The sequence below is a fragment of the Alteromonas sp. B31-7 genome, assembly GCF_015767655.1.
Lineage (GTDB): Bacteria > Pseudomonadota > Gammaproteobacteria > Enterobacterales > Alteromonadaceae > Alteromonas > Alteromonas australica.
On the sequence record NZ_CP065233.1, the window covers coordinates 1073572 to 1088999 of the forward strand.

Below are 15428 nucleotides of genomic sequence, written 5' to 3' on the forward strand. Positions count from 1 at the left end.
GTAAACGCCAGACAAAAGGGATAGAAAAATTCGCAGAAAGCATTTTTTTATACTTTTGTTTAATATACTCTACAGAATAGCCAAGTGGTGTTTATATTAATTACCGGTATAAAAGAAGAGCACTCCCATGGGGTTTAACATTTTAATTTGTGACGATTCTGCGTTAGCAAGAAAAATTGCCCGTAGGAATTTACCATCAGAGTTAGCGGCAAATATTTTTGAAGCTTCAAATGGTATGGACGCACTCGAGGTGCTAGCCCATCAACGGGTAGATTTAGTTTTACTCGATTTAACCATGCCAGTATTAGACGGTATTGCAGTGCTAGAGCAGATTAAAGCGAGAAAAATTGAAACTTTCGTCATCGTCATTTCAGGCGACATTCAGCCCTTTATGCAAAAACGTGTGATGGAATTAGGCGCGTTAGGTTTTATCGGTAAGCCGCTACAAGTCAAACCGCTAGAAGATTTACTCACCCGATATGGTTTTTTGTTGCCTAGCACCCTCGTGGGTTAGCTAACGGGGATAACGACCAGCATTAAATACAAAAAAAGGGCTAACTTGCGTTAGCCCTTTTTTATTGCCCTTTTTGACTAGGACGAAGGTATTAGTTGAACCAGTGTCGTGTTCTATTTGCAAACCATACTAAAGATAGCATGACAGGCACTTCTACAAGGACACCCACTACGGTGGCTAACGCAGCACCACTGTGCAAACCAAATAATGAAATGGCGACGGCTACCGCTAACTCAAAGAAATTCGAAGTACCAATCATACACGCCGGCGCCGCCACATTATGGGGCAGCTTGAGTTGCTTTGCTGCAAAGTAAGCAATAGCAAATATTCCGTAGGTTTGTATAAGCAGAGGAATCGCAATTAAGACAATATCTTGTGGTTGAGCCAAAATGGTTTCAGCCTGAAATCCAAACAACAGGATAATGGTAACCAGCAAGCCAAGCACGGAATAAGGTTTGAAACGCTCAATCAGTGCCGACACGGCTTGACTTCCCTTTTTCTCAATGCGTTGACGGGTGATAACGCCGGCCACCAAGGGCAAAACCACATACAATACTACCGACAGAAGCAGGGTGTCCCATGGCACCGTAATATCGGTTACGCCCAGCAGCAAGCCGGTAATAGGGGCAAAGGCCACCACCATGATTAAGTCGTTAATCGATACCTGCACAAGGGTGTAATTGGCATCGCCCTTAGTCAGGTGACTCCACACAAACACCATGGCTGTGCAAGGTGCAACGCCCAATAAAATCATCCCCGCAATGTATTCCGTCGCAGTTTGGGGGTCTACCCAATCGGCAAAAATACCCTTGAAGAATAACCAGCCAAGTAACGCCATAGTGAAGGGTTTAATTAGCCAGTTTATGACCAATGTAAGCAGTAGGCCTTTCGGCTTTTTACCGACATCTTTAATAGACGAGAAGTCTATTTGTATCATCATAGGGTAAATCATTAACCAAATGAGTACGGCCACCACGAGATTGACATGCGCATATTCTAGTGCTGCAATGCCGGCGAACACGTTTGGAAAAAAGCTGCCTAAAGCCACACCTGCAATAATGCATAAACCTACCCATACTGATAGGTAACGTTCAAAGAACCCCATTTTCTTATCCTTTTAAACTTGTTAAAGCGATTTCTGATTAACGCGTTTACTGACTTCTTCCGCACTTTCCACCCGCTCAGAGTAGCGGTCTACAAGAAAAGCTTTGTTGTCACGGGTCAGCAGAGTGAATTTAACCAACTCCTCGACCACATCTACGATGCGGTGGTAGTAGGGTGATGGCTTCATTCGCCCATCGTCATCAAATTCTAGAAATGCTTTGGCAACCGACGATTGGTTAGGAATGGTGAGCATACGCATCCATCGGCCTAAAATTCGCATTTGATTAACAGCATTAAATGACTGAGAGCCGCCACACACTTGCATAAGGGCAAGGGTTTTTCCCTGTGTAGGACGCACGCCGCCCAAACTTAGAGGCACCCAATCAATGATACTTTTCATGATTCCCGTGATACTGCCGTGACGTTCTGGAGAGCACCAGATTTGCCCTTCAGACCACATCATTAGTTCTCTTAATTCTTTAACTTTTGGGTGGTTTTCGTCTTCTGTATCCGGTTGCGGAAGGCCACGAGGATCGAAGATTTTCGCTTCAGCGCCAAAGTAATCTAAAAGGCGTGCTGATTCTTCAATCACTAGACGGCTATATGAACGGTCACGAAGCGACCCATACAACAACAAGATTTTGGGTTTGCTCTCAGAAAACTGAGAGGCAAAGTCAGCCATCTCTGGTTTGTGCATCAAGGTCATATCTAAGTTAGTTGAAGGAACCGGTGTTTCACTCATTACTTTGCTCCGAGGTCGGCCAGTGCCGCTTTGAGTTCATCGCCGCTTAACCCTTTCTCTGCAATTTGTGCCAATGCGGCTACACGACCTTCAATAATGTCTATGGTGTTATTGAATGCGGCCGCTTTATCTTCTTCAGAGCCCTCTAGCTTAGATGGGTCTTCCAGTCCCCAATGCACTTTGAGTGACTGTCCAAAGTAAACGGGGCAGGCTTCGCCTGCGGCAGAGTCACACACTGTCACGACAATATCTGCCTGGTAATCTTCAAATTCATCCCATGACTGGCTCTTTAGGCCATCAGTGCTATAACCGCGTTCACGGAGATACTTTAACGATAAAGGGTGTACCTCACCTACAGGAGAACTACCAGCGCTCTTGGCCTCTAGCTTGCTACTGCCCTTGTGACTATCACTGCCGTTGGTAATGGCTTCACAAAGAATGCTACGACAGCGGTTGTGAGTACAGATGTATAAAATTTTCACGAAAAGTACGCTCCTAGAATTAGCGATGGATGATAAGTAAATGCTTAACAGTTTCCGGTTTTCAAATTCGCTCGTGCCTGAGCAACGAACTCAACATTGTGTTTAGCCGTATTGTGGATTACGTCAGACGCCCAGCCAGGAAGGTCTGGGTGTAAACGGTAGTAAACCCACTTGCCTTTCCTTTCGTCGAGGACAAGGCCACATTTTCTGAGATCGGCGAGGTGGCGCGATATTTTTGGCTGGCTTATGTCCAGTGCTGTGGTGAGATCGCACACACACAGTGACGTGTGCTCACTAAGCAAAAGTAGCGTTTTTAACCGTGTGTCCTCTGACAAACATTTAAAAAATGAAAGCGGAGAAAGGGCACTGCAGTTGGTTTCAGTATTCATGGCTACACCTATCGACATGCAAAAGACGATTATGCACCTGTATTTTGACGAACAAGTTACATATCTAGTATTTCATATGTGTTAAATCATATATGAAAATTCGTATGTGTCAACAAGGAACATGGCAAGAGTTTAATCATGGACCATGAAAAAGGAGCGGCTATTGGTTCTGGGCGTCTAAATTGGGTTCTACCGTGGTGACAATGCGTGTTTGATTGGCCGCGTTATGATGCTCGATAACCTTATTCATAAAAGCAAACCATGTTGAATTGGGTTGCCAAATGGCAAGTAGGTCTTGTTTCGCTGTTTTTTCATCTTCCGATAATACAGTGATGCGATACAAATAAGTGAAGACGGCACCTCGCCAATTGAGCTTGCAGTGGGTGAGTACTTTACCTTCCTCAGGGCGATGCAGTGACATATACGCGGAGTAGTTTAAAAAGTCACTCACTTGTGGGTTTGTCCAGGCGACGGGGATATTGTGATACTGCATCCCCAGTTCATTAACGATGCTGATTTCTTCACTTCTGTTTCCAGGAATAAGGTCGATAACACGCACCACGCCTTCCTGCTTTAATAACAGTAAATGAGCAGGTGATGGTAGACCCGAACTTAGCATTGTATTCGAGTTTGTTTGGAAGTTAGTGAGTGAATCTAGTGTGGTGGGTGTATTATCCATGGCTGGGCTGCTTGTGTCTTGCGCCGAGTAAGCAGGCAAGTTTACGAAAACATTAACGTACGAAGCAGCGGAACTCGCTTTTGTTAAGGCTAAACTGCATAAAAAAAGGATAAGGAGGGGCGTTAAATTGACAACACGGCTTGTGACGTTCTTCATGATGCAGCTTTCTTCTGTTTGCTCGAAATTTAAGCTTAAATGAAAAGCCATGAAATTGATACTCAGCCATTCCGTTTTCAAAAAGCCTCTGCGTTTCAATTAAAAGTCTGTGGTGAAGGGCGTGTTTTATACGAAAAAGGGAGCGTACCGTTAAAGTATGCTCCCTTTTAGAAAGACCAAGTGAAGGCTATTTATTCATATGTACCACTGAACGAATGCTTTCACCTTTGTGCATTAAATCAAAGGCATCATTGATTTCAGCTAAGCCCATGGTATGTGTGATGAACTCTTGTAATCCGAACTCACCGTCTAGATAACGTTCAACAATGCCAGGTAGTTCAGAGCGTCCTTTTACTCCGCCAAAAGCAGAGCCACGCCATACACGACCGGTGACAAGTTGAAATGGACGGGTAGAAATCTCTTGCCCAGCGCCAGCGACGCCAATGATGACAGATTCGCCCCATCCTTTGTGGCAGCACTCTAGTGCAGAACGCATAACGTTAACGTTGCCAATACACTCAAAAGAGTAGTCAACACCGCCCTCTGTCATTTCAACAATCACTTCTTGAATAGGCTTGTCATAGTTTTTGGGGTTAACTAAATCTGTCGCACCTAATTGAGAGGCCAGTTCAAACTTGCTTTCATTAATATCAATACCAATGATTCGCGACGCGCCCGCCATTCTTGCACCTATGATGGCTGACAAGCCGATGCCGCCAAGGCCGAAAATAGCCACCGTGTCACCTTCTTGCACTTTCGCTGTGTTTAGCACTGCGCCCATACCGGTAGTGACACCACAACCTAGCAAGCATACTTCTTCAAGTGGGGCAGATTTGTTCACTTTTGCCAACGAAATCTCAGGCAATACGGTGTACTCGGAAAACGTAGAGCAGCCCATGTAGTGATAGATGGGTTCACCGTCTTTTGAGAAGCGGCTGGTGCCATCTGGCATGAGGCCTTTGCCTTGCGTTTCACGTACTGCTTGGCATAAATTGGTTTTGCCCGACGTACAAAACTTACATTCCCCACATTCCGCAGTGTATAACGGAATGACGTGGTCGCCGACTTCAACCGAAGTAACCCCTTCGCCAACCATTTCTACAATGCCGCCACCTTCGTGGCCGAGTACAGCAGGAAATACCCCTTCAGGATCTTCGCCAGATAAAGTGAATGCATCGGTATGACACACACCAGTGGCAATGATTCTAACTAATACTTCACCTTTCTTAGGCAGCTCTACATCCAGCTCTTCCATTTTTAATGGTTCGCCTGGACCCCATGCGACTGCGGCTTTCGATTTAATATGTGTTTGACCATCTTTGAGTGCTAGTGACATTACGTACTCCTACATTCGTCTTGTATCGTTGCCTTCCCAATGAGGGAAGGGGGAGATAAATCTTAGGGCTTAAGTATAGAAGTAGAGGTCTATTTGATAAATACAATACAGGTAATTCATTATTACATATTTGAAATAATAGGCTAGTATACGGGTATGACCCTTAACCTTAATATCGTCGCCGCTTAAGTTAGCCTATTCAGCAGTGTCAAAAGCAAAGACGATGAGCATAAAAAAGAGATTCAGCATGGTTTGGGAAGGAATAATAGAATTCACCACGGTGGCTGATTTAAACAGTTTTACTTCTGCGGCGATTAAACTCGACACGTCTGTGGCGCAAGTCAGCAGAAAAGTCGCGAGTTTAGAAAAGCAATTAGGCGTAAAGCTTTTTAATCGTTCTACTCGCAATGTGTCGCTCACTGAAGCGGGGAGAGTGTATTACGCCCAATGTGCTCCTGCACTTGCTGCGCTCCAGGACGCTGAGCTAATGGTGACGGAGTTACAACGCGTGCCCAGTGGTTTGATTAAAATGACGGTGCCAGTGGCGTTCGGAGAAGCATTCGTTGCGCCCCTGCTTAATCGCTTTTTGAAGCAATACACGGATATTTCAATTGAGTGTAAATTTTCTAACGACACCGTGGACATTATTGAGCAAGGGCTGGATTTGGCGATTCGAATTGGCCGCCTCGAAGATTCTTCCTTAGTGGCGAAAAAATTAGCCACACGCCAGCTGTTTGTATGCGCCAGTGAAGACTACCTTCGTAAACACGGTGAACCTAAAGTGTTGGACGATTTAAAAGCCCATGCATGTTTGGTGGGCTCCCACTCCTATTGGCGATTTCATTGGAAAGGGGAGTCTCGTGTGCATAAAATCCAAGGGAGAATTAAATATAATAGTGGTAACGCCCTTCGTCACGCCGCCTTAGAAGGGTTGGGATTGGTGCAACTGCCTGGCTTTTACGTGCGCAACGATCTTGAAAAACGCAAGCTCATCGAAGTGCTGGCAGATCATAGAGACGAAAAAGAGGCCGTATGGGCACTTTTTCCTTCTAATCGTCATATGGCACCTAAAGTTCGCGTGCTGGTGGATTACTTGGGGCAACACCTCGAAGACGGATAAGTCAGCTAATATCGCTTAATTCGAAACGAGTTTCAGGAAATATTTCACTTTGTGCAATACAGTATGGTGAAAACTGCGGTTGACAGATAGACGTCTATACGGCAAATTGTCGTTATGAAAAAGATTCTTCTTATGGGCACCACCAGCATTATGATTACCACCTTAAATAGGGCGGTCGCTGGCTAGTGCAAGTAAGCAAAAGACAACGAAAGCCCGCCCTTACAGAGAGCGGGCTTTTTTTTACTCACGCCAACCTAGTTTAAGAAAGAGAGCTTTGGCGTAAATAATAGGAGCAGCACATGAAAGTCTTAAAGTTTGGGGGTTCTTCACTTGCCGACGCACCGCGCTATTTGCGCGTGACGGACATTAGCACGGCCACCCACCAAACCGACGGTGCTGCGGTTGTACTCTCTGCCCCTAAAGGGGTAACGAATGCACTATCGCTTTTGTGTGAGCAAGCAGCCGCAGGTGAGGATTTCCAACCCCTTTTTGAAAAGCTCACCAGCACCGTTACCGGTATTGCAAGCGCCTTGAACGAAACGCTTACGGGGTTTGAATATGCAAACGTTATCGACTTTATCGACACCCATTTAGGGGTGTTAAAGCAACACCTTGAGGGTATTAAGCTGTTAGGTGTTGCACCCGATAATGTGTCGGCAGGCATATTAAGTATTGGTGAGTACATTTCTGTCACGTTATTTAGTGCAATATTGTCTGCCAAGGATATTAAAAATCGCATTATTGACCCTGTATCTTATATTTTGGCTGAGGGCGATTATCTAGACAGCATCGCCGATGTTTCTCTCAGCAAGGCCAGATTTACTGATGTGCCTAACGATGGTAGTGAGCTGCTCATTATGCCCGGTTTCGTCGCGGCCAATGAAGACGGCGAGAAAGTCACGTTAGGCAGAAACGGCTCAGACTACTCAGCTGCAATATTAGCCGCCTGTATAGACGCCAGCTGTTGTGAGATTTGGACAGATGTTGACGGTGTTTATAACGCCGATCCTAATCAAGTAGAAGGCGCAGTACTGCTTGACAAGCTAACCTATCAAGAAGCCATGGAGCTATCTTATTTTGGTGCGAAAGTGCTGCATCCAAAAACCATTGGCCCCATTGCGCAACATCATATTCCTTGTTTGATCCGCAATACATTGAACCCGGCTGCACCCGGTACGCTTATCAGTAATGAGAAAAGTGAAAAGTGGACATCGGTTAAAGGCATTTCACAACTTGATGATGTCACCATGTTCAATGTAGCAGGCCCAGGTCTTAAAGGTATGGTGGGAATGGCAAGCCGTGTATTTGAAGTGATGTCAAATGCCAATATTTCTATCAGCTTAATTACCCAGTCGTCATCTGAGTATTCCATCAGTTTCTGTATTCAAAGTAAAGACGCGCCAAAAGCGCTCCAGTTACTGGAAGATGCCTTTGCGTTGGAACTTCAGAACCAATTGCTTGATCCCATTGAAATACGACAAGATCTCGCGATTGTTACCCTTGTGGGTGATGGTATGCGTCAAACCAAAGGACTTGCTGCTAAATTTTTTAACTCCCTTGCTCAAGCGCGGGTTAACAACGTGGCTATCGCGCAGGGGTCATCAGAGCGTTCAATTTCAACCGTGATTGAAAGTAAGCGTGCGAAAAAAGCGGTGAAGGTGATTCATCAGAATTTTTTCTCCGACCGCCATACCATTGACGTGTTTCTCGTAGGGTGTGGCAATGTAGGTACCGAGCTATTAAGCCAAATTTCTAAACAGCAACCTGCGTTATTAAAGCGTAATATTCAGTTGCGGGTGTACGGTATTGCCAACAGCCGTAAATTGCTGCTTAACAGCCAAGGCATAGACCTCTCACAAGATTGGCAGCCTGCACTTGCTGCCGCGAGCGAGGGCCTCTCTATTGAACGTCTGCAACAGTTTGCCAATGACAACAGTTTGATTAACCCCGTTATCGTTGATTGTACAAGCCATGAAGCCATCGCCGAGCAGTACGTGGCTATGATGGAAAACGGTTTTCATGTGGTCACGCCGAACAAAAAGGCGAACACCAGCTCTATGGCGTATTACCGTAAGCTGAGAAATACGGCCTTATCGACTAATCGCCAGTACCTTTATGAAACCACTGTAGGGGCTGGACTACCGGTAATCGATAACCTACAAAAGCTGTTTAGTGCAGGTGATGTGTTGCACCGTTTTGAAGGGATCCTTTCTGGTAGCCTTTCTTACGTATTTGGCAAGCTAGACGAAGGCATGACGTTGTCTGAAGCCACGGCTACAGCCAAAGAAAATGGCTTTACAGAGCCTGACCCAAGAGACGATCTGAGCGGCATGGATGTTGCCCGTAAGCTACTTATCATGGCGCGAGAAGCAGACCTATCTCTTGAGCTTTCCGATATTGAAATTGAATCGGTGTTACCGGAGGGGTTCGCTGAAGACTGCTCTATTGATGAGTTTATGCAGCAGCTTCCAGCCTTAGACGACGGTTTCAAAGAACGAGTAGAAAGCGCAAAAGCAGAAGGCAAAGTACTGCGTTACATTGGCAGCATTGAAGGCGATAAATGCAAAGTGACCATTCAAGCTGTGCCTGCGAGTAACCCACTTTCACAAGTCAAAGACGGTGAAAACGCGTTGGCGATAAACAGTGATTACTATAACCCTATTCCTTACGTCATTCGCGGTTATGGAGCGGGTGGCACAGTGACAGCGGCAGGCGTGTTTGCAGATATTTTACGCACCATGCCGTGGAAGCAAATGGCGCATTAGTAAAGAGGCATATGAAATGAAAGCATTACGTGCATATGCACCCGCATCTATCGGCAATGTCAGTTTAGGGTTTGACGTATTAGGCGCAGCACTTGCGCCTGTGGATGGCAGCCAATTAGGCGACGTGGTGGATATTACCGCTGCCGAGTCATTTTCGTTAACCACCGTTGGCACATTTGCTCACAAGCTACCCGCAGGGGCAGACAATAACATTGTGACTAAGTGTTACCACTTCTTTTGCCAAGCGATGGAAAAACACGGTAAAGCGACCACACCGGTGGCGCTAACCTTACATAAAAACTTGCCTATCGGCAGTGGCTTGGGCTCGAGTGCAAGTTCTATAGTGGCCGCTTTTGCCGCACTAAATGGTTATTTTGATTGCCCTTTCGATGAAGACACGCTTCTGCACATGATGGGGGAGCTGGAAGGACAAATTAGCGGCAGTATTCACTACGACAATGTTGCACCTTGTTATCAAGGTGGCATGACCTTAATGACGGGTGCCCAAGAGCCTGTAACGCTGTCTTTGCCCCTTAATCCAACGTGGTATTATGCAATTTGTTATTCTGGTATTAGCGTTTCAACAGCCGCAGCGCGGGATATTTTGCCTAAGCAGATAGAAATGAGCACCGCGTTAACCTTTGGCCGACAGCTAGGGGTATTTGTTCATGCGTTGCATGCAGGAGAGTTTGACCTGGCTGCGTCGGTAATGAAAGACGTTATAGCTGAACCTTATCGTAAATCACTGTTACCGGGATTTGACGATGCAAGAGCATTTAGTGAGCGAGAAGGTGCCCTTGCGTTTGGCATATCTGGGTCTGGGCCCACGGTTTTTGCCGTGTGCAGTAGTGAACAACAAGCGCAGCGCATCGCCCGCTATTTAGATGAAAATTATATTCAAAATGAAGACGGTTTCAGCCGTGTGTGTCAAATTCCTCAAGCAGGAACAGTGGTAAGCCCACTGAACGAAAACGACACCGCACCGGCACTTTGATAAAAAGGTAATAATTCGTGGAATTGGTAAACTTAAAAGATTCACAGGACACAGCATCTTTCGCCGAGGCGGTAAAGCGCGGTTTAGGTAAGCAACAGGGGCTGTATTTTCCAACAAATATCCCTACTCTTGATGACATTGATGGCCTTCTGGAAATGCCATTTGTTGAGAGAAGCATAAAGGTGTTACGTGCACTGATTGGCGATGAACTCAACAACGGCGAGTTAGAAGAAATAGTGACTCAAGCTTTTGCCTTTGGCGCTCCCGTTGCGCAAGTGACCGACAACGTGTATACCCTTGAATTGTTCCATGGTCCTACGCTGGCATTCAAAGATTTTGGTGGCCGCTTTATGGCGCAAACCCTATCGAGAATAAGCGAAGGTAAGCCTATTACCATATTAACCGCAACCTCTGGTGATACCGGTGCGGCTGTGGCTCACGCCTTTCATGGTATCGATAATATTAATGTTGTTATTCTATTCCCGAAAGGCAAAATCAGTGCCCTGCAAGAAAAGTTGTTTACCACCTTAGGTGGCAATATACATACTGTTGCCGTGGAATCTGACTTTGATGCCTGTCAGGCGTTGGTGAAAACGGCATTTGACGATGTTGACGTAAGAGAAGGGCTGCACCTGAATTCTGCCAACTCTATTAATATTAGTCGTTTACTTGCGCAAGTGTGCTATTACTTCGAAGCCATGGCGCAGTTGCCAAAAGACAAACGCGACCAGCTAGTGGTATCAGTACCTAGTGGAAACTTTGGTAACTTAACAGCGGGTATGATTGCTAAGGCTATGGGCCTTCCTATTAAGCGTTTTATTGCTGCAACTAACTTAAATGATACCGTGCCGCGTTACCTTAAAACGGGCGAGTGGGCGCCGAAGCAAACTGTGGCAACCATGTCCAACGCAATGGATGTTAGCCAACCTAACAACTGGCCGCGAATTGAAGCGCTAGTAGAGCAAGGTTACATTGACAAAGCTTGCCTAAAAGGTGAAATGGTCGATGAGGAATATACGCAGTTAGCCATGCGTCAACTATCACAACTGGGTTATACCAGTGAGCCTCACGCAGCCATTGCCTACAGAGCCGTGAGTCATGATTTAGAAGAAGGTGAAATTGGCTTGTTCTTAGGAACGGCGCACCCGGCTAAGTTCCGTGAGACGGTGGAAAATGTACTGGGTACGCCCATAAGCCTTCCTCAAGAGCTTGCCGATGTCGCCGGAGAAGATAGCTTAGCGATAGATTTACCGTCTTCCTACGAGGCATTAAAACAGCATATGATGGATTTGCTTAAAGCATGATGGATTGGGCTGAAGCCTTAAGTGCAGAGAAAGAAAAACCGTATTTTTCTGCACTTATGGACAAGGTGAATGCTGAGCGGAAGGCGGGGAAGCCTATCTATCCGCCTGCGGGACAGGAATTCAATGCGCTCACACTTACCCCTCTAAATCAGGTTAAGGTGGTGATTTTAGGGCAAGACCCTTATCACGGCCCCAAACAAGCTCACGGGCTTTGCTTTTCTGTACCAGAGGGGGTAAAAACGCCGCCTTCACTTAAAAATATCTATAAAGAGCTTGAGAGTGACATTACCCATTTCTCGGTGCCAGAGCATGGAAATTTAACGTCCTGGGCAAAGCAGGGGGTGTTGTTGCTGAATACTGTGCTGACTGTAGAGCAAGGCAAGGCGCACAGCCACGCTAAATGGGGCTGGGAAGTGTTTACTGATGCAATTATTGCAGCCGTAAACGAACAGCAACAAAAGGTTGTATTTTTGCTGTGGGGCAGCCATGCACAAAAAAAGGGTAGACAGATAGACCGCGAAAAACACCACGTTTTGCACGCCCCTCATCCTTCACCACTTTCAGCACATCGTGGCTTTTTCGGCTGTAAACACTTTAGCCAAACGAATCAGTACCTTACTGAACACGGGGCATTACCCATTCAGTGGCAGGTATAAATACGTTGGACAGAAAGTAAAAAGGCCGCCTGTACATACAGGCGGCCTTTTTTTATCTTTCGAGTGTTTCTAGCTCATATTCGAACCCACAATCGAGTTCAGCGAGCTCTTTTTCTAGTGCAAAGCGATCTTGCAGCGCTTCTATTTCTCTCCACTTGCGTTTCTTGCTTTTTGTTTTTGCTGGGCTTGCTTCAATGTCTAACATGGCAAATAGATCTGACTTATCCACTGGGATCTCCTTTTAATACCACTACAACAGTACAGAGTGCTTTTATTTCCCTCTGTATATTTTTGTATCACAGCCACATCTAAAATAAAATAGGTAAATTTACCTTTTATTAACAAAATGTGACAGTATGATGACAGGGTATCCACCGTTCAAGGGCCGAGCGAAAAGCGATACGAGAAAAATGCATTCTCGTGGGAGAAACAAAAATGGCCGGTATAAGCCGGCCATTCAGTCTATTTATTGCACCAAAGGTGAATGGTTAATTCACACTAGTTTCCTTACTTTGGTGCATTCGCTGCTCTGAAACGGGCAATCAATTGTTGGGTTGATGCGTCGAAGCTTTCTTTTTCTGCTTCACCCTGAATGCCTGCAAGTACCTGGTTTCCAAGTACTTTTCCTAACTCTACGCCCCATTGGTCGAATGAGTTAAGGTTCCAGATAACGCCCTGAACGAATACCTTATGTTCATACATTGCAACCAACGCGCCAAGTGTTTTAGGCGTAAGGCTATCGAACAAAAATGTGTTACTTGGCTTGTTACCAGGCATGGTTTTATGCGCCGCTAGACGTCTGCGTTCATCGTCGTCTAGCCCTTTGTCCTCAAGGTCGGCATAACAGGCTTCAAAGTTTTTCCCCTGCATTAATGCCTGTGTTTGTCCAAAACAGTTTGAGGCAAGCATGGCATGATGGGTATCGTCTTGATTCGGTACATTTAGCGGCAACATAAAGTCTGCAGGAATGACTCCAGAACCTTGGTGAATAAGCTGATGGAAGCTGTGCTGGCCATTTGTTCCTTCACTTCCCCAGATGATTGGCCCAGTTGGGTAATCAACCTGCTCGCCGTCTTGGGTCACTTCTTTACCGTTACTTTCCATGTCCAATTGTTGAACATACGCAGGAAGGCCACGTAGGTAATGGTAATAAGGCAGCAAGACATGAGATTGCGCATCAAAGAAGTTACGATACCAAATGCCTAATAGCGCCAGTAAAACAGGCATGTTCTCTTCAAGGGGCGCTTGTGTAAAGTGGGTGTCCATCTCAAATGCACCCTCAAGCAATCCTTTAAAGTTCTCAAACCCTAAGGCAAGAGAAATAGGAAGGCCTATTGCTGACCAAAGTGAATATCGGCCGCCGACCCAATCCCACATGGGGAAGATTTTTTCTTCCGCGATACCGAATTCTGTGGCGGCTTTGACATTTGAAGATACGGCCACAAAATGTTTAGCGATGTCTTGTTGCGTACCGCCCGATTTTAAGAACCATTCTTTCGCAGTAAGCGTATTTTGTAACGTTTCTTGGGTCGAGAATGACTTCGAAGACATCACCACTAAGGTTTCTTCGAAATCTACACGGGATAGAACATCGTGGATGTGGCAGCCATCAACGTTTGCCACAAAATGAACCTTAACCGAATCCACCGTGTGGGGCTTTAAGGCTTCTGTCATGATTTTAGGCCCTAGGAAAGAGCCACCGATACCAATTGCCACTATGTCTTTAACCGGCTTGCCCGTATAACCTGTGTGTTCGCCACGATGAACAGAGGCAGTGAAGGCTTCTATTTTCTCTAAGGTGGCGCGAACTTCAGGCATCACGTCTTTACCATCAACCACGACTTCGCGGTCGGAGAAATTCCTAAGCGCGGTATGCAAAACTGCGCGGCCTTCGGTACTATTAATTTGCTCACCAGAAAACATGGCATCGCGAAGCGTCTCAAGTTTACAGGCGCGAGCAAGGTCGAACAGTGCATTTAATGCATCGTCATTAACACGGTTCTTAGAATAATCTAAAAACAGCCCACAAGCTTCCAGTTGCATTTTATCCGCACGAGACGGATCGTCTGCGAACCAATCACGCATGTGCGCGTTTTTCACAGAGGCAGCAATTTCAGATAGTTTTGTCCATTCTGGCAATGAAGTGAGTGCACTCATGAATGTATGTCTCCCTATGCGCTTAGCTTTTCGCGAAGTAGTACTTCTAGTTTTACTTGGTCTGCGGCGAAGTTGCGTATTCCTTCAGACAGCTTCTCTGTGGCCATGGCATCTTCATTCATTGCCCATCGGAATTCAGACTCGGTGAGTCGGTCGCCAGGGGTTTTACTTGCCCCTTTGTCAACCAGTTTTACTTCAAGTTCGCCTGGTTCGTTCGCCAGTTCTTCAAGAAGGGCAGGGCTAATGGTTAATCGATCACAACCCGCTAATTGCTGAATTTCGCCAATGTTTCTAAAGCTTGCGCCCATTACAACCGTTTTGTAACCGTGTTCTTTATAGTAGTTGTAAATACTGGTAACAGACACCACGCCTGGATCTTCATGGGCAGCGTACTCTGTTTTACCGGTAGATTTCTTATACCAGTCAAGAATACGACCCACAAAAGGAGAAATGAGGAAAACCCCCGCCTCTGCGCAGGCGCGAGCTTGTGCAAAGCTAAATAATAGGGTGAGATTACACTGGATACCTTTCTTCTCAAGTTCTTCAGCGGCTTGAATACCTTCCCACGTAGACGCCATTTTAATAAGGATTCGAGACTTATCTACGCCAGCATCTTCGTATAACTGAACAAGGCGCTCTGCTTTTTCAATGGTTGCGGCTTTGTCGAAAGACAAACGGGCGTCAACTTCAGTCGAAATACGGCCAGGTATCGTCGATGAAATTTCTTTCCCGATAGCCACAGAGAGTTTGTCTGCCGCGTCGGTAAGTTGTTGCTCGCTGTCGTTAGATTGCAATTTGGCCCATGCCACTGCATCGTCGATTAGGCTAGCGTACTGAGGCAAGCTTGCCGCTTTCAATAATAATGACGGGTTGGTTGTTGCATCGACAGGCTGATACTTTTTGATGGCATCGATATCACCGGTATCGGCAACAACGGTAGTGATGTCACGTAACGAAGCTAACTGATTGCTCATAATTCTCTCTAATCAATATTTAAAAATTCGGACAACTCGCCAGAAGAGCAAGTTGA

General features: G+C 45.9%; 15 protein-coding genes. 6 read left to right on the forward strand and 9 right to left on the reverse strand.

Features of this window, described 5'->3' with window-relative positions:
• Positions 1-127 precede the first annotated feature (127 nt).
• Positions 128-514 carry a response regulator gene (locus IUA53_RS04510; RefSeq protein WP_044057908.1) on the forward strand — a complete coding sequence of 129 codons (387 nt, stop codon included), beginning with the start codon at positions 128-130 and terminating at the stop codon, positions 512-514.
• 91 nt (positions 515-605) lie between these two features.
• Here the strand turns inward: IUA53_RS04510 and arsB are convergent, their stop codons facing one another.
• The 6 genes from arsB to IUA53_RS04540 form a co-directional block, all read right to left on the reverse strand.
• Entirely contained in the window at positions 606-1619 is a 1014-nt protein-coding gene (gene arsB, locus IUA53_RS04515) for an ACR3 family arsenite efflux transporter (RefSeq protein ID WP_044057907.1), read from the reverse strand.
• 21 nt (positions 1620-1640) lie between these two features.
• Positions 1641-2360, reverse strand: coding sequence for an arsenical resistance protein ArsH (arsH, locus tag IUA53_RS04520; RefSeq protein ID WP_044057906.1), 720 nt, complete (start codon positions 2358-2360; stop codon positions 1641-1643).
• Positions 2360-2842, reverse strand: coding sequence for an arsenate reductase ArsC (locus tag IUA53_RS04525; RefSeq protein WP_044057905.1), 483 nt, complete (start codon positions 2840-2842; stop codon positions 2360-2362). Before IUA53_RS04525 ends, arsH begins: the two co-directional genes overlap by 1 nt.
• Positions 2843-2886: 44 nt before the next feature.
• Complete coding sequence (locus tag IUA53_RS04530; RefSeq protein WP_044057904.1) at positions 2887-3231, reverse strand: metalloregulator ArsR/SmtB family transcription factor; 345 nt, start codon at positions 3229-3231, stop codon at positions 2887-2889.
• A 160-nt stretch (positions 3232-3391) separates the two neighbouring features.
• Positions 3392-4066 (reverse strand): protein tyrosine phosphatase family protein, encoded by a 675-nt coding sequence (locus IUA53_RS04535; protein ID WP_196898509.1) that lies wholly within the window; start codon positions 4064-4066, stop codon positions 3392-3394.
• 187 nt (positions 4067-4253) lie between these two features.
• Positions 4254-5402, reverse strand: a complete 1149-nt coding sequence (locus IUA53_RS04540) for an S-(hydroxymethyl)glutathione dehydrogenase/class III alcohol dehydrogenase (protein ID WP_044057903.1) — start codon at positions 5400-5402, stop codon at positions 4254-4256.
• 247 nt (positions 5403-5649) lie between these two features.
• Here IUA53_RS04540 and IUA53_RS04545 point away from each other — a divergent pair, with 247 nt between their 5' ends.
• The 5 genes from IUA53_RS04545 to ung all read left to right on the forward strand — a co-directional run bounded on the left by IUA53_RS04545 (position 5650) and on the right by ung (position 12241).
• Positions 5650-6522 carry a LysR family transcriptional regulator gene (locus IUA53_RS04545; protein ID WP_044448402.1) on the forward strand — a complete coding sequence of 291 codons (873 nt, stop codon included), beginning with the start codon at positions 5650-5652 and terminating at the stop codon, positions 6520-6522.
• 299 nt (positions 6523-6821) lie between these two features.
• Positions 6822-9287: a bifunctional aspartate kinase/homoserine dehydrogenase I gene (gene thrA / locus IUA53_RS04550; protein WP_044057901.1), complete on the forward strand. Its 2466-nt coding sequence runs from the start codon at positions 6822-6824 to the stop codon at positions 9285-9287.
• A 16-nt stretch (positions 9288-9303) separates the two neighbouring features.
• Positions 9304-10281 (forward strand): homoserine kinase, encoded by a 978-nt coding sequence (gene thrB / locus IUA53_RS04555; RefSeq protein ID WP_044448400.1) that lies wholly within the window; start codon positions 9304-9306, stop codon positions 10279-10281.
• Between the two features lie 17 nt (positions 10282-10298).
• A complete protein-coding gene (gene thrC, locus IUA53_RS04560) occupies positions 10299-11585 on the forward strand; it encodes a threonine synthase (RefSeq protein ID WP_044057899.1) in 1287 nt (428 codons plus the stop codon).
• Complete coding sequence (ung, locus tag IUA53_RS04565; RefSeq protein ID WP_044448398.1) at positions 11582-12241, forward strand: uracil-DNA glycosylase; 660 nt, start codon at positions 11582-11584, stop codon at positions 12239-12241. Before thrC ends, ung begins: the two co-directional genes overlap by 4 nt.
• A 52-nt stretch (positions 12242-12293) precedes the next feature.
• On the opposite strand, the gene IUA53_RS04570 is transcribed toward ung, so the two are convergent.
• The 3 genes from IUA53_RS04570 to tal all read right to left on the reverse strand — a co-directional run bounded on the left by IUA53_RS04570 (position 12294) and on the right by tal (position 15372).
• Positions 12294-12470, reverse strand: coding sequence for a DUF3545 family protein (locus IUA53_RS04570; RefSeq protein ID WP_081869513.1), 177 nt, complete (start codon positions 12468-12470; stop codon positions 12294-12296).
• A gap of 278 nt (positions 12471-12748) precedes the next feature.
• Positions 12749-14398 carry a glucose-6-phosphate isomerase gene (gene pgi, locus IUA53_RS04575; protein ID WP_044448396.1) on the reverse strand — a complete coding sequence of 550 codons (1650 nt, stop codon included), beginning with the start codon at positions 14396-14398 and terminating at the stop codon, positions 12749-12751.
• A 14-nt stretch (positions 14399-14412) separates the two neighbouring features.
• A complete protein-coding gene (gene tal, locus IUA53_RS04580; protein WP_044057896.1) occupies positions 14413-15372 on the reverse strand; it encodes a transaldolase in 960 nt (319 codons plus the stop codon).
• Positions 15373-15428 lie beyond the last annotated feature (56 nt).

Coding starts and splice junctions, on each gene's coding strand:
- IUA53_RS04540 (WP_044057903.1), bottom strand. CDS start 5,402: ATGTCACTAGCACTCAAAGATGGTCAAACACATATTAAATCGAAAGCC.
- tal (WP_044057896.1), bottom strand. CDS start 15,372: ATGAGCAATCAGTTAGCTTCGTTACGTGACATCACTACCGTTGTTGCC.
- pgi (WP_044448396.1), bottom strand. CDS start 14,398: ATGAGTGCACTCACTTCATTGCCAGAATGGACAAAACTATCTGAAATT.
- thrB (WP_044448400.1), top strand. CDS start 9,304: ATGAAAGCATTACGTGCATATGCACCCGCATCTATCGGCAATGTCAGT.
- IUA53_RS04545 (WP_044448402.1), top strand. CDS start 5,650: ATGGTTTGGGAAGGAATAATAGAATTCACCACGGTGGCTGATTTAAAC.
- ung (WP_044448398.1), top strand. CDS start 11,582: ATGATGGATTGGGCTGAAGCCTTAAGTGCAGAGAAAGAAAAACCGTAT.
- arsH (WP_044057906.1), bottom strand. CDS start 2,360: ATGAGTGAAACACCGGTTCCTTCAACTAACTTAGATATGACCTTGATG.
- IUA53_RS04510 (WP_044057908.1), top strand. CDS start 128: ATGGGGTTTAACATTTTAATTTGTGACGATTCTGCGTTAGCAAGAAAA.
- arsB (WP_044057907.1), bottom strand. CDS start 1,619: ATGGGGTTCTTTGAACGTTACCTATCAGTATGGGTAGGTTTATGCATT.
- IUA53_RS04535 (WP_196898509.1), bottom strand. CDS start 4,066: ATGAAGAACGTCACAAGCCGTGTTGTCAATTTAACGCCCCTCCTTATC.
- thrA (WP_044057901.1), top strand. CDS start 6,822: ATGAAAGTCTTAAAGTTTGGGGGTTCTTCACTTGCCGACGCACCGCGC.
- IUA53_RS04530 (WP_044057904.1), bottom strand. CDS start 3,231: ATGAATACTGAAACCAACTGCAGTGCCCTTTCTCCGCTTTCATTTTTT.